Origin of the sequence: Bradyrhizobium sp. 22 (assembly GCF_000482425.1) — a bacterium.
GTDB classification, from domain to species: domain Bacteria; phylum Pseudomonadota; class Alphaproteobacteria; order Rhizobiales; family Xanthobacteraceae; genus Bradyrhizobium; species Bradyrhizobium japonicum_B.
In genome coordinates, this window is sequence record NZ_KI519399.1 from 4,936,098 (window position 1) to 4,949,936 (window position 13,839).

The window sequence follows — 13,839 nt, forward strand, 5'->3', positions numbered from 1 at the left end:
ATCTTCAGGAGGGCAAGACGATTGCAAAGCTCGGGCGAAGCTGCCGCGAGGATGCGCAGTCGTGTCTGCAGATGAACGCGGGTCGTTAGAACGATGTCATCCCTACACATGCCGTCATTGCGAGGAGCTCGCGACAAGATTGCGAAGCAATTTTGCGCTGACGCGACGAAGCAATGCGCTCGCAATGGTCGCGGAGGGTTCCTGCCCCCTCACGTAAACTCCGCCTCCACCGCGCCCAGCCCGTCCAGCTCCATCCGCACCTTGTCGCCGGCCTTGAGCCAGAGCGTCTTGACCAGGCTGCCCGTCAGCACGAGTTGCCCCGCGTGAAGACCCTTGCCTTCCGCGGCGAGATGGTTGGCGAGCCAGGCGAGCGCGTTGTGGGGGTGACCGAGCACGTCGGCGCCGGTGCCGTGGCTGACCTCCTCGCCGTTGACGATGGCGCGGCCCTTGACCGCTTTCAGATCCGGCACGGACGAGCGGGGCACCGACGGCCCCAGCACGCAGCCGGCCGCAAAGAAATCGTCCGCGATCAGCGTCGGGGCGCCCATGGTCTCCCACTTCACGTAGCGGTCGTCGACGATCTCGATGGCGGGATGATAGGCCTCGACCGCCTCGCCGACCCATTCGGCCGTGAACGGCGCCTCGCCGGCGGCGAGATTCCGCTTCAGCCGCACCGCGATCTCGCATTCGACGCCGACCCGGACATAGTCGGAGGCGGCCAGCCTGGCGCCGCTGTCATGCACGCCCTTCTGGAACACGCCGCCGCCGCAGGGATGCGGGATGCCGATGTAGTCCTGCATCACCTGGCTGGTGCAGCCGATCTTGTAGCCGACCTGCGGCCCGACATGCGCCAGCAGCAGATCGTGCAGCGCGCGCTGGACCTGATAGCCCTCGGCCTCATCCATGGGCGGACGCTCCAGCGCCGCGAGCGGCGCATGATTGCGGCGCGCCAGCGCGATCGCCTTGGCGGCTTCGAGAATCCTGTCCATCGGCGCCGCCTCCCACGCTACGCATTCAAGGGCGGCACTTCAGCATTCCCGCCCGGGCATGACAAGCGCAGGGCGGCGCTCGTCCGTGCGATGACGGGACGTTCGCCCCGCTTAAGGAAATATTGAGTTGGTCGGGTCTTTATGGAGCCACGCGCCGCCCTACGCGCGGCAGAGACCCTGATTGCAGCGATGCGTGAAGCCGCTGCGCCGCCGTCTCAAGATGCCGGTCGATCTCCTTGATGCGACTCGCAAAACATCCCGCACCTGACGTGAAGGCTTTTTCTCATGCGAATTCACGTGAGCACGGAGGATTTGACTCTAGCCCATTGATCGCGATTCATTTTTTCGCGATCTCTGCAATATCCCTGGGCAATCGGCCCCACGACGATCGCGTTGTGGCGCAGGAACGCGCCACAACCGAGTGCAACGGCACCGTCTCCGTCAATTGCGTCCAAGTGCGATGCGGATGGCGACCTCGACCGGCGAGTAATCGCCCTCCTTCCGCTCCAGCCGGTAGGGCTCGGCGAGATGCAGCGGCGGCTGCGCCAGGAAGCGCGGTCGCGTTCCCCGGTGCTTCTGCGCGGCATGAACCAGGAAGGGATGACAGAGATAGACCGTCCCCGCCGCCCCGGTCGCCATCGCAACCGGGCAATCGGCCCCCATCCGCTCCAGCATCATGTGCGCCCGCCCCGCATCGCCGGCGGGTGCCAGATAACGCGCCATCGGCAGATGCGAACCGACCCGGATCCGCGTCGGCGCATCGTCGTCGCCGACATCGGAGAACAGGAACAGCAGCAGCAGCGCCCGGCCCCGCGAGGTGACGTTGACGCGCCAGGCCGCGAAATCCTGCGCCTCGTCCGGGTTGCAGCCCTCGCCGGGAAAGCTGAGATCGACGTGCCAGCCATCGTCGCCCGGATCGTCCGGATGGGGAAAGCGCACCGGAAAGGTGCCGATATCGCCTCGCGGCCGCCATCGTCCCTGTCCGACGATCTGGTCGAACGCGGCATGCAGCACTGCGGTGTTGATGGCATCCCGGAACGGCGGGCCGCCATAATAGGGCAGCCGCACCACGGGCCGGGTCCAGCTTGCGGGGTCGTGCTCGCTGCATGGCAGATCGCGCCACATGATGGCACGCGCCGCCTCGGCCAGGTCGGGCGGAAAGGCGTTGTCGATCCGAATGAAGCCGTCGCGAACGAATTGGTCGATCTGCGCGTCGTCGAGCGCGCGGGGATTGGCCGTCATGATGATCTCTCGATATTTCGCCCAGCCCCCATCGTCCGCTCGCTGCGGAACCGGCTGGGGCGATCGGTGGGGATCCGCAAGTCGCACTTGCGGGACGCAATGCCTCCGCGGCGGAGGCGCCCTGCGCTCAACCCAGGAAGAAGACCGCTGCGATGTCGAGAGTGCAAATCATCATGGCGGCGCGAATCTACGCGGCGGGCAGGCGACATTCAAGCGGCAGACAAAAACGCCGGACGCGGCGCGAAACCGCGCACCATCCGCCACGAAACAAAAGAGCCGCATCTCTGCGGCTCCGCCTCTATTCGTCGCGATAGACCTTCTCGCGTTTCTCGTGGCGCTCCTGCGCTTCCACCGACAGCGTCGCGATGGGCCGGGCCTCGAGCCGCTTCAACGAGATCGGCTCGCCGGTTTCCTCGCAATAGCCGTAGGTGTTGTCCTCGATGCGCTGGAGCGCGGCGTCGATCTTGGCGATCAACTTGCGCTGGCGGTCGCGGGCACGGAGCTCGATGGCACGGTCGGTTTCGGACGATGCCCGATCGGCGAGATCGGGGTGGTTGACGTTCTCCTCCTGCAAAGCTTGCAGGGTCAGCTTGGACTCTTTGAGGATCTCATCCTTCCAGGCGAGGAGCTTCAAACGGAAGTACTCCTTCTGCCGGTCGTTCATGAAAGGCTCTTTTTCGGTCGGTCGGTAGTTTTTCAACTTTTCCAAGGGCGGCCTATCTGTCTAAGCAACGACTCGCAACGGAAACAGGGTCCGTTGAACCGGGCCTTATATAGTGGCCTCCTGTGACAGACAATATTTCCCTGAGAGTCTGGCCGGTGCCCCCAAGTCCTTGCACAGGAAGGTTTATCCTAAGGTTTATCCTGGAGGGCTCGGGGGCGGCCGAAAGCCTAGTAGCCGACTGTGAGGCGCTGCCTCGGATGGGCCGGGCGCTCGATCTCGTCGGCGAGCGCGATGGCGTAGTCGGCGAACGTGATCCAGCTCTTGCCGTTCGCATCTGCGAGAAGCTGATCGGTCCCGAGCCGGAACTTGCCTGTGCGTTCCCCCTCGATGAACAGCGCGGACGGCGAAAGGAAGGTCCAGTTCAGCTCCTTCTCCTGCCGCAACAGGTCGAGGAAGGCCCCGCCTGCCTCGGCTTCGGCCTTGTACTGGGCCGGAAAATTGGGAGTGGTGACCAGCTTCACGCCCGGCGCGACCTCGAGGCTGCCGGCACCGCCGACCACGAGATAACGGCCAACCTTGGCGTCCTTCGCCGCGCCGATCAGCTTGCGCGCGTCGCTGGCCAGAAAGTGCACGGAACTGACGGCAACGTCGTGGCCGGCCCACAGCTTGGCGAGGCCGGCCTGATCGAGCACATCCCCCTTGGTGGGCGTGACATTCGGCAGGGTCGCGATCTTCTCCGGGTTCCGGGCGATGGCGGTGACCGCGTGGCCGCGGCGGGACAGTTCCCGGGTGATCTCCGACCCGGCCCGGCCCGAGGCGCCGGCGACTGCGATTTTCATGGAAGGCTCCTTTGCTTCTATAGTAACCAATAGAAACTAGATATCGTAAAGAATGCTGGTGTTAAGAGAGCACTTTGTGCTTACCTGCTTACACGAGGGTAACCTCCGCCGGCATTGCAGCGACGAACACGGATTCCGAGGACCGACGATGAAACCCGACGTCTACGCGGCCAACTGCCCTACGCGCCAAATCCTCGACCGGGTCGGCGACAAATGGGCGGTGCTGATCCTCCTGCTGCTGCGCGAGCAGCCGATGCGCTTCAATCAGCTGCGGCGCACGATCGAAGGTATTTCGCAGAAGATGCTGAGCCAGGTCCTCAAATCGCTCGAACGCGACGGCCTGCTCAGGCGCCATGCCATCGCGACCGTACCCGTGACGGTCGAGTATTCGATCACGCAGCTCGGGCTGACGCTGGCCGGCGCGGTCGATCCGCTGCGCGATTGGGCCGAGCAAAATCTGAAAGACGTTCTCACCGCCCAGCGCCGCTACGACGCGCGGCAGAACGAGGAAGCGGCGTAGTTGATGGGATGAGTGTTACGCCTGCCCGGCTTTGGCCAGCTCGACCTCGACGCGCAGCTCGATCTCGGCCAGCACCGCATCGAGACCGGCATCGCCTGAGGACGATTTCAGGTTCGCTGCGGCATCCCGCAGCCGCATCACGGTCGAGGCGTCGAGATTGCCGGACAAGAGGCCCATCTTGAGGTCGTCGAGCACGTCGAGCGCAGTCCTGCCGCGAGCGACCGAGCGCTTGCGACGCTCGACCGGATCCTCCTCGACACCTTGCAGGGCCAGCAGCCCATCGATGTTGGCGGCGGCCTTCGGTGCAGTAGCACTCCGAGCCTCCTGCGCCGACGAGGTGTCCGGCAGCACGAAGGTGCCGGAGCCGGTCCGCCTGGCCTGGCTCGCCGGCGTTCCAAGCGTGGTGCCATTCGGTCCGTAGATGCGCATCGGAGGGAATCCGGGTGATCGATGCCGTCACCTTCGCCGTCTTATGGTTAACGGCGCGTAAACAGCCCGGCAAAATCTGCCGACGGGCGGCAGTTTCGCTCCTCAGGGACAACGCCGGCTGACACCGGTCGAAACAGATTTATTCAACCTATTCAGCCACCTAACCTTGCTGACGCAGATTGGCACAGCCCTCGCAAGGACAGCGCCGGACCAGCTCGTCATGGGAGTGTCGTGCAGGTCTTTCCGATTTGAGGGGCCCGCTTTAGGAGCCTTGGGGAGCAGAGGATGCCAGGCGTTCGTTGGGTAAGGATCGTCGGGGTGGCCTGCGCGGCGCTGGCGGCGCTGTCGGTCGCGCCGGCGGCGGCGACCTCGCGCATCAAGGATCTCGCCAACATCGAAGGCGTGCGGCAGAACCAGCTGATCGGCTATGGCCTCGTCGTCGGCCTCAACGGCACCGGCGACACGCTCAACAACATCCCCTTCACCAAGCAATCGCTGCAGGCGATGCTCGAACGGATGGGCGTCAACATTCGCGGTGCCACCATCCGCACCGGCAACGTCGCCGCCGTGATGGTGACAGGCAATCTGCCGGCCTTCGCCACCCAGGGCACGCGCATGGACGTCACGGTCTCCGCGCTCGGCGACGCCAAGAACCTGCAGGGCGGCACCCTGCTCGTCACCCCCCTGCTAGGTGCCGACGGCAATGTCTACGCGGTGGCGCAGGGCTCGCTCGCGATCTCCGGCTTCCAGGCCGAGGGCGAGGCGGCCAAGATCGTGCGCGGCGTTCCGACCGTCGGACGCATCGCCAACGGCGCCATCATCGAGCGCGAGATCGAATTCGCGCTCAATCGCCTGCCGAACGTGCGCCTGGCGCTGCGCAACGCCGACTTCACCACCGCCAAACGCATCGCGGCCGCCGTCAACGACTATCTCGGCGTCAAGACCGCCGAGCCGATCGATCCCTCGACGGTGCAGCTCTCGATCCCGCCCGAGTTCAAAGGCAACGTCGTCGCATTCCTCACCGAGATCGAGCAGCTGCAGGTCGACCCCGATCTGGCCGCCAAGATCATCATCGACGAGCGCAGCGGCATCATCGTGATGGGCCGCGACGTTCGCGTCGCCACCGTCGCGGTGGCGCAGGGCAACCTCACCGTCACCATCTCCGAGAGCCCGCAGGTGAGCCAGCCCAACCCGCTCTCGCGCGGCCGCACCGTGGTCGCACCGCGCAGCGCCGTCACCGTCACCGAGGACGGCAAGAAGCTGGCCGTGGTCAAGGACGGCGTCTCGCTCCAGCAACTCGTCGACGGCCTCAACGGGCTCGGCATCGGCCCGCGCGACATGATCAGCATCCTGCAGGCGATCAAGGCCGCCGGCGCGATCGAAGCCGACATCGAGGTGATGTGATGCAGACCAGCACGATCAACACGCCGCGCCTCGCCACCTCCTCGGCCTTTTCGGTCGAGAGCCGCAACGGGCGGCCCGATTTCGACCTCGCCAGCGCCCTGCAGAAGGTCTCGCCGAAGGAGCAGGCCAGGGCTCAGAAGACCGCCACCGATTTCGAGGCGATGTTCCTCAACAGCATGTTCTCGCAGATGACCTCGGGCCTGAAGGGCGAAGGCCCGTTCGGCGACACACCCGGCACCGGCGTGTGGCGCTCGATGCTGACCGAGCAATATTCCAAGAACTTCGCCAAGGCCGGCGGCGTCGGTGTCGCCAGTGAAGTCTACCGCACCCTCATCATGCAGCAGGCGAAAACGATCCGCACGGCATAAGGTCAAACGAGATGAACCACTTCAACGCCTCACGTCAGCCGATGCAGGCCCAACGCCCGAACATTGCGCCGGGCAACGCCGAGGCGCGCAAGCTCGCCGAAGACCTGATGGATGCGATGAGCGCCCTGCTCGGGCTGATCGAGCGCGAGACCGAGCTCGTTCGCGCCGGCAAGGTCCGCGAGGCGATGACGCTCGAGAGCAAGAAGCAGGAGCTCTCGCGAAACTATGTCGGCGCCGTCAGCCAGTTGAAGGCGAACCAGACGCAGCTTGCGAAATCCGCCCCGGAGCTGCTCTCGACGTTGCACCGCCATCACGACGCGTTCCGCGCCATGCTCCAGGTCAATCTCACCGTGCTCGCGACCGCGCACGCCGTTTCCGAAAGCGTCGTGCGCGGCGTCAATGCCGAGATCCAGAAGCGCAACGTGCCGAACACCTATACGGCCGCGGGCCGGCGCGCAGCTCCGGGCCCGCGCCACATCTCGCCGCTCGCGGTCAGCCGCTCGCTCTGAGCGGCACCAAAACAACCGACAATTTTACGAAAAACCGCGCGGCGATTTCGTCGCGCGGTTAGGCACGTTTCCTTACCGGGTCTTCAGTCCTGACGTTCCATGGTTGCGTTATTAGAGGGGTTGGGATTTGACTCAATCAAGGCAACCAGGAGGCTGCCATGAGTACAGATTTCAGCATCAGGCCGGTGGGGATCCCGGCCCCCGTGCAGATCGTAACGACGTCCAGCGTGGCGGCGAACGAGGCTGTGCAAACCGATCTCCCGGTGAGCCAGACGGTCGCCGCGGCAGATGCGCGCGCCCCCGTGCGCAACGATCTGCCGAACCACGAGAACATCTCGCGCCAGGTCGTGTTCGACCAGGCGGCCGCGTCCTTCGTCTTCCAGGTCGTCAACGACAAGACCGACGCGGTGGTCAACCAGTTCCCCGACGAAGCAATGCTGCGCCGGCGGGCCTACTTCCATGCGCTGGACATGAAGTCCGAGCCTGCGCGTCCACTCAGCACGGACGTCAGCGCCTGACCATCGCGTGACGAGATCGCGGGATCGGTGACGATGTTCTGCTTCGCGTCTGACCGGCACCGGTCAGCGCGACATTGGTACTGCCGAAGCAAAACTGTGGATCTTGTTCGTCACCTGCCCTGATGGCGAGGTGTCGCCCCGGCATGGCGCGACGAGCCAGAGACAGGCGACAAGACGTTCGATCCGGATGAGGGCGCTAGAATGCTCGTGATGTCGACCATCACGAGTTGCGGTCACGGCCGCCCGGACAGACCCGCGGCGATATTGCGGTTGATCTCGATCAGCGGACGGAAGTGATCGAATTGCGGGCTCATCTGCAGCGCGGCGGTCTGGCTCAGCACGAACACGCTGATGTTGGCGATCTTCTGCCGGACGTCGATCGGCTGCGGATTGTTGTCGCGCATCGCCTCGCTCAGGAAGATGGTCCAGAGCTTGCGGTTGAACATCAGGGCCTGCATGGTCTGCTCGCTGAGCGGATCGGCGTTGTTCACGGCGTCCTGGAGCTTGTTCGCGGCCTTGAGCAGGGTCTGCGCCTCGATGTCCCGAGGAGATGCGGTGGTCGTTGCAACACGCGCATAGGCCGAGGCAGCGGAATTCGACATCAATCACACCCTGGAGGTTACCTAGCGCGTTGTACGCGCTTAAGGATTTCTTTCCCAACCCTAGGCAGCACCGCTTAAGATTTGCTTACGTGTGTGCTTTGGAAGCACTCCGGACAATTACGGGGCACGGAGGTCTTCTCAGCGCAACGCTAGATCCACGCACGCACGATGTAAACTCGCTTGCCGTGATGCGTGGCGATCTCGGCTAATCTTGTCTTAGCGATCTCCCTCAAAAGAACGGCGGAGCGTTGGCTCCGCCGCGAAATTCGAATGGTGACGTTGCGCGCGAACTAGCGCAGCAGCTGCAGCACGCTCTGCTGCGACTGGTTGGCCAGCGACAGCGCGGAGACCGCGATCGACTGGCGGGTCGACAGCGCCTGGCTGTTGGCCGCCTCCACGTTGGTGTCGGCCAGCGTCAGGTTGGCCGAGCCGGTCTGCAGCACGTTGATCAGGTTCTTGGAGAAGTCCTGACGCACCTGCACGATCGACAGGTTCGAGCCGAGTGTCGAGCCTTCCGAGCGCAGCGTGCTCGAGGCGGCGTTCAGGCTGGCCAGCACCCTGTTGGTGGCGCCGTTGTCGATGAAGTCGACGCCGTTGACGAGATTGCTGAGACCGAGGCCGGCGGCATTGAACACCACGCCGTTGATGCTGAGCGTCGAGCTGCCGGTCTCGTTGAAGACCAGCTTCAGCGTGTCGCCGTTGAGCAGGTTGACGCCGTTGAACGAGGAGTCCTGCGAGGTGGTGTCGATCTGGGCCAGGATGTTGTTGAACTGGTTGACCAGGTTGGAGCGCGCAGTCTGCGCCACCGGGTCCTGGATCGGCGGCTGCGCCGTCGTGAAGGCCAGGACGCCGGTGATCGTGCCGCCGACGGCGCCGCCGGCGAGCGTCGAGCCGAGGGTCGAGGAGGCGTACTCGTTGACGGTGGTCACCGTGAGCACGCCGTTGGCGTCGATCGTCGCCGTCAGATGATTGGCCTGCAGCTGCGCGTTGAGCTGGTCCAGGGTCTTGACGGTGCCGTTGGTGCCGTCGCCGAAGGTGACGTTCACCGGCGTGCCGCCGTTGAAGGAGGTGAACGTCAGCGTCTTGCCGCTGATGCCGCCGACGCCGGAGGTGCGCGCCGCGGTGAAGGCGGTCGCCGTTCCCGTGTTGCCGCTGAGGCCGAAGGCGCTGAGGGCGTTGCCGGTGCCGGTGATCGAGAGATCGGCGTTGACGCCGGTAGAGATCGCCAGCTGGCCGCTGGAGTTCACCGACGACGGGATCTGCCCCGACGTGGTCGAGAGCGTAGCCGCGCCGTTGAAGATGCTCGCGGTCTTGACGCCGGTGGCAAGGTCGATCGAGTTGAGCAGGTCGGTCAGCGTCGCGCTCTGCAGATAGACGGTCGAATTGCCGTTGCCGTCGGTGACGACGTTGCCGCTGACGCCAAAGCCGTTGGCGACGCTCGCAGCCGATTGCGGCGTCTGCGCGTTCTTGAAGGTGATGGTCTTGCCGTCGATGTTCAGCGTCGAGCCGTCCTGAACGAGAGTGCCGAGCGAGCCGGCGGTCGTCGAGCGGTTCGCACTCACGCTCGCATTGCCTGCGCCGGTCGCCGAGGTCAGGCCAAGCTTGTTGAGGAAGTCTGCCTTGCCCGTCAGGCTTAGGTCGGCGCCGGTGGAGCTCTTCAGCGTGATCTGGCCGCCGCCCGAAATCGAGGATGGTGTCTGGATAGTACCAACCGTCGCGCCGCTCGTCGCGATGGTCGCCGCGCCCGCACTGATAGTTGCTGCCTTGACGCCGCTGGCGAGGTCGATCGCGGTGAGGACGTCATTGATGGTCGCCAAGGGCGCCGCCGCCGTTCCCTCGTAGACGATTGAATTGCCGTTGCCGTCGGTGGCGATGTGGCCGCTGGCGTCGAGGCCCCAGCCGGTCGGCTGCGTGCTCGGAGCAACCCCGGTGCGGAAGGTGATGGTCTTGCCGTTCACCGTGATGGTATCGCCGTCGGCGGGCGGAGCGCCGAAGGTGGTGGACGCGGTGGTGCCGACAAGCGTGGCGGTGCCGCTGAGCACGGTGGTGCCGTCAGCCGCAGTTGCCGCAAATCCGACCAATGTGCCGGCGTTTGAGCCCAGCGAGGCGCCGAGCGCGGCGGTTCCCGTCACCGGGGTCACGCCGCCGGCCGCGCCGGTATAGAGGACGTTGCTCTTGGCGGTCGCGCTCGCATAGGAGGTCGTGCCGCGCAGGTCGGCGGGCGTCGCGCCGGGAATCGTGGTGGAGACGTTCGACTTGGTGGAATAGCCGACCGTGGTCTGCAGCGCCTGGTTGGCGATCGATTTGGCGCTGTCGATCAGCTTCTGCAGCGAGGTGATGCCGGTATTGGCCGCCTGCAGCACCTGGACACCGTTGTTGATGCCGTCGAGCAGGTTGCTGATGTCGCTCGCCCGGTTGTCCAGCCCCTGCGCGGTGAAGAAGTTGGTGGGATTGTCGAGCGCCGTGTTGACCTTCTTGCCGGTCGCAAGCCGCTCCTGCGTCGTGGCCAGCAAGTCGGCCGTCGACTGCAGCGACAACAGGTTCTGGCGAACTGACGCCGAGAGAACGATGTTGGACATTGGCGAGTCTTCCTCTTGAACCGGATACGAATCGGCCGCTCGGGTCTGCAAAGCGGGCTTTCGTCCAGTTTTAGGGGGTGTCCTTTAAAGTATGGTTAACGCCGGTTTAAGGGATACGGTTAATGCGCGGTGAACGCCCCTGCCCGGCTCGGCACGCAAAAAAAGAGCGGCGGGGTAACTGGCCCCGCCGCTCGGTTTTAGTGAGTGATTTCAGTCGCTTGTTAGCGGAGCAGCTGGAGCACGCTCTGCTGCGACGTGTTGGCCAGCGACAGCGCGGAGACCGCGATCGACTGCCGGGTCGACAGCGCCTGGCTGTTGGCCGCCTCGACGTTGGTGTCGGCCAAGGTCAGGTTGGACGAGCCGGTCTGCAGCACGTTGATCAGGTTCTTGTTGAAGTCCTGACGGATCTGCACCACCGAGAGGTTCGAGCCGAGGCTCGAGGCCTGCGAGCGCAGCGTGCTCGAGGCGGCGTTCAGGTTGGTCAGCACCCGGTTGGCGGCGGCGTTGTCGATGAAGTCGACGCCGACCGTCAGCGACGCGAGGCCGAGACCCTTGGAATTATAGGTCACGCCCGTGATGTTCAGGCTCGACTTGGCGGTCTCGTCGAACACCAGCTTGAGCTGATCGCCGTTGAGCAGGTTGACACCGTTGAACGAGGAGTCCTGCGCGGTGGTGTCGATCTGGTTGAGGATGTTGTTGAACTGAGACACCAGATTGGCACGCGCGGTCTGGGCAACGCCATCCTGGACGGGGGTGGAGGCCGTCGAGAAGGTCAAGGCCGAGGTGAGCGTGCCGCCGATCGCACCGCCGGCAGCCGCCGAGCCCAGCGTCGAGGACGCGTAGTCGTTGGATGCCGTGATGGTCAGCAGGCCGTTGGCGTCGATCGTCGCAGCCAGGTTGTTGGCCTGAAGCTTAGTGTTGAGCTGATCGAGCGTCTTGACCGTGCCGTTGGTGCCGTCGCCGAAGGTGACGTTGACCGCCGTGCCGCCGTTGAAGGAGGTGAAGGTCAAGGTCTTGCCGGCAATGCCGCCGATGCCGGAGGTGCGCGCCGCGGTGAAGGCGGTGGCATTACCGGTGTTACCGGCGAGACCGAACACGTTCAGCGCATTGCCGGTGCCGGTGATCGACAGATCGGCGTTCACGCCGGTCGAGATCTTGAGCTGGCCCGAGGTGTTGATGGTCGAGTTCGACTGGCCGGTCGCCGTGGCCAGCGTCGCGGTGCCGTTGGCGCCGATCGTCGCGGTCTGCACGCCGGTGGCAAGGTCGATCGCCTTCAGCACGTCGTTGACAGTACCGGCCTGCAGATAGACCGTCGAGTTGCCGTTGCCGTCGGTGAGGACGTTGCCGCTGACGCCATAGCCGGTCGGAATGCTCGGCGCGCCGGTCGAACCCGGGATCGGCGCGTTCTTGAAGGTGATGATGTGGCCGTTGACGTTCAGCGTCGAGCCGTCGGTGACGGTCGCACCCAGCGAAGCCGAGCTCGTGGTCCGGTTGACGTTGACAGTGGCATTGCCTGCACCTGTTGACGTCGTCAGGGCAAGCGCCTTGAGCAGGTCGGCCTTGCCGGTGACGCTCAGATCCGCACCCGTCGAGCTCTTCAGCGTGACGGCGCCGGCCGCAGCGGTCGATGCGGTCTGGCCGTTGCTCGTGGCGATCGTCGCTGCACCCGAAGTGATCGACACCGTCTTGACGCCGCTGGCCAGATCGATCGCGGACAGCAGATCGTTGACGGTCGCGGCCGGGGTACCGGCAGTGCCGAGATAGACGGTCGAGTTGCCGTTGCCGTCGGTGACGATGTTGCCGCTGACGCCCGAGCCGGCGGGAACGCCGGTCGCGCCCGGAGCCGAGCCGCTGCGGAACGTGATGGTCTTGCCGTTCACGGTCAGCGTATCGCCGTCAGCGGGCTGGGCGTTGCCGGCAAGGCCGGTCGCGGTCGTGCCGTTGGTGGCGATCAGCGTGAAGGTGCCGGCCAGCGCCGTGGTGCCGTCACCAGCCGTCGCGCCCGTGCTGGCAAAGGAGCCGATGGTGGCGCCGAGCGTGGTCGTGCCGTTCGCCGCTGTGGTGCCGCCGGCGGTGCCACTATAGAGCACGTTGCTGGACGCGGTGGCGCTGGCGAACGACGTGGTGCCGCGCAAATCGGCCGCGGTCGCACCGGAGATCGTGGTCGAGACGTTCGACTTGGTGGAGTAACCGACCGTGGTCTGCAGCGCCTGGTTGGCGATCGATTTGGCGGAGTCGATCAGCTTCTGCAGCGAGGTCAGGCCGGTGTTGGCGGCCTGCAGCACCTGCACACCGTTGGCGATGCCGTCGAGCAGGTTGTTGATGTCGCTGGCGCGGTTGTCGAGCGACTGGGCCGTGAAGAAGTTGGTGGGATTGTCGAGAGCCGAGTTGACGCTCTTGCCGGTCGACAGACGGTTCTGTGTGGTGGCGAGGAGATCGGCGGTGGACTGGAGTGATAGCAGGTTCTGGCGAACCGACGCAGAGAGAACAATACCGGACATGACTCTTACCCTTCTGGCTTACGCGTCTTCGTTCGATCGCTTCTGGATCGAGTGACGGGGCCAGCGTGCCGTGACATGGCTAACAAAGGGTGAAACGGGAGAACGCGACATAAGCGCCGGTTCACCATAAGCCAGCGGAAGGTGCGGACGGAGCTCGCAATCCAGCTGAAATCATTGGGAATTCCGGGCGCTTACCCTCCATTAACCATAACCGCTGGTTACTTTTCGAGTGACGGCTGCTCCATCGAGATCTCCGACATTACGCAAAAAGAAAAACGGCGGGGCCGAAGCCCCGCCGCCGGATCTTACTTGCGATGTCGTCCGCTATTAGCGGAGCAGCTGCAGCACGCTCTGCTGCGACTGGTTGGCCAGCGACAGCGCCGAGACCGCGATCGACTGACGGGTCGACAGCGCCTGGCTGTTGGCCGCCTCGACGTTGGTGTCAGCCAGCGTCAGGTTGGACGAGCCGGTCTGCAGCACGTTGATCAGGTTCTTGTTGAAGTCCTGACGAACCTGCACGATGGTCAGGTTCGAGCCGAGGCTCGAGGCCTGCGAGCGCAGCGTGCTCGACGCGGCGTTCAGGTTGGTCAGCACCTTGTTGGTGGCAGCGTTGTCGATGAAGTCGACACCGCTGGTCAGCGAGGCGAGGCCCAGACCCTTGGAGTTGTAGGTCAC

General features: G+C 64.7%; 14 protein-coding genes. 5 read left to right on the plus strand and 9 right to left on the minus strand.

The window, feature by feature from the left end:
• Positions 1–209: 209 nt before the first annotated feature.
• From K410_RS0125350 to K410_RS0125365, 4 genes are all read right to left on the minus strand, one after another.
• Complete coding sequence (locus K410_RS0125350; RefSeq protein WP_028137468.1) at positions 210–989, minus strand: 2-keto-4-pentenoate hydratase; 780 nt, start codon at positions 987–989, stop codon at positions 210–212.
• Positions 990–1,430: 441 nt separating this feature from the next.
• Positions 1,431–2,231 carry a phytanoyl-CoA dioxygenase family protein gene (locus tag K410_RS0125355; RefSeq protein ID WP_028137469.1) on the minus strand — a complete coding sequence of 267 codons (801 nt, stop codon included), beginning with the start codon at positions 2,229–2,231 and terminating at the stop codon, positions 1,431–1,433.
• A gap of 298 nt (positions 2,232–2,529) precedes the next feature.
• A complete protein-coding gene (gene dksA / locus K410_RS0125360; RefSeq protein WP_085966600.1) occupies positions 2,530–2,895 on the minus strand; it encodes an RNA polymerase-binding protein DksA in 366 nt (121 codons plus the stop codon).
• Between the two features lie 227 nt (positions 2,896–3,122).
• A complete protein-coding gene (locus tag K410_RS0125365; RefSeq protein ID WP_028137470.1) occupies positions 3,123–3,734 on the minus strand; it encodes an NAD(P)-dependent oxidoreductase in 612 nt (203 codons plus the stop codon).
• Positions 3,735–3,882: 148 nt separating this feature from the next.
• On the opposite strand from K410_RS0125365, the gene K410_RS0125370 reads away from it, so the two are divergent.
• Positions 3,883–4,254, plus strand: a complete 372-nt coding sequence (locus K410_RS0125370) for a winged helix-turn-helix transcriptional regulator (RefSeq protein WP_028137471.1) — start codon at positions 3,883–3,885, stop codon at positions 4,252–4,254.
• A gap of 15 nt (positions 4,255–4,269) precedes the next feature.
• Here K410_RS0125370 and K410_RS0125375 read toward each other — a convergent pair whose 3' ends face one another.
• Positions 4,270–4,683, minus strand: coding sequence for a flagellar assembly protein FliX (locus K410_RS0125375; protein ID WP_028137472.1), 414 nt, complete (start codon positions 4,681–4,683; stop codon positions 4,270–4,272).
• A 285-nt stretch (positions 4,684–4,968) separates the two neighbouring features.
• Between K410_RS0125375 and K410_RS0125380 the strand changes: the two genes are divergently transcribed.
• The 4 genes from K410_RS0125380 (at position 4,969) to K410_RS0125395 (ending at position 7,482) form a co-directional block, all read left to right on the plus strand.
• Complete coding sequence (locus tag K410_RS0125380) at positions 4,969–6,087, plus strand: flagellar basal body P-ring protein FlgI (protein ID WP_028137473.1); 1,119 nt, start codon at positions 4,969–4,971, stop codon at positions 6,085–6,087.
• Positions 6,087–6,455, plus strand: a complete 369-nt coding sequence (gene flgJ / locus K410_RS0125385; protein ID WP_028137474.1) for a flagellar assembly peptidoglycan hydrolase FlgJ — start codon at positions 6,087–6,089, stop codon at positions 6,453–6,455. Before K410_RS0125380 ends, flgJ begins: the two co-directional genes overlap by 1 nt.
• Positions 6,456–6,466: 11 nt before the next feature.
• Complete coding sequence (locus tag K410_RS0125390; protein WP_028137475.1) at positions 6,467–6,964, plus strand: hypothetical protein; 498 nt, start codon at positions 6,467–6,469, stop codon at positions 6,962–6,964.
• A gap of 158 nt (positions 6,965–7,122) precedes the next feature.
• On the plus strand, positions 7,123–7,482 hold the full coding sequence (locus K410_RS0125395; protein WP_028137476.1) for a hypothetical protein: 360 nt from the start codon (positions 7,123–7,125) through the stop codon (positions 7,480–7,482).
• Between the two features lie 233 nt (positions 7,483–7,715).
• Here the strand turns inward: K410_RS0125395 and flaF are convergent, their stop codons facing one another.
• From flaF to K410_RS0125415, 4 genes are all read right to left on the minus strand, one after another.
• Positions 7,716–8,084 (minus strand): flagellar biosynthesis regulator FlaF, encoded by a 369-nt coding sequence (gene flaF / locus K410_RS0125400; protein ID WP_008554779.1) that lies wholly within the window; start codon positions 8,082–8,084, stop codon positions 7,716–7,718.
• A gap of 290 nt (positions 8,085–8,374) precedes the next feature.
• Positions 8,375–10,663, minus strand: coding sequence for a DUF1522 domain-containing protein (locus K410_RS0125405; protein WP_028137477.1), 2,289 nt, complete (start codon positions 10,661–10,663; stop codon positions 8,375–8,377).
• A gap of 221 nt (positions 10,664–10,884) precedes the next feature.
• Positions 10,885–13,164, minus strand: a complete 2,280-nt coding sequence (locus K410_RS0125410) for a DUF1522 domain-containing protein (RefSeq protein ID WP_028137478.1) — start codon at positions 13,162–13,164, stop codon at positions 10,885–10,887.
• A 327-nt stretch (positions 13,165–13,491) separates the two neighbouring features.
• Positions 13,492–13,839, minus strand: a 348-nt coding sequence (locus K410_RS0125415) for a flagellin (protein WP_028137479.1), incomplete at its 5' end; no start/stop codon positions are given.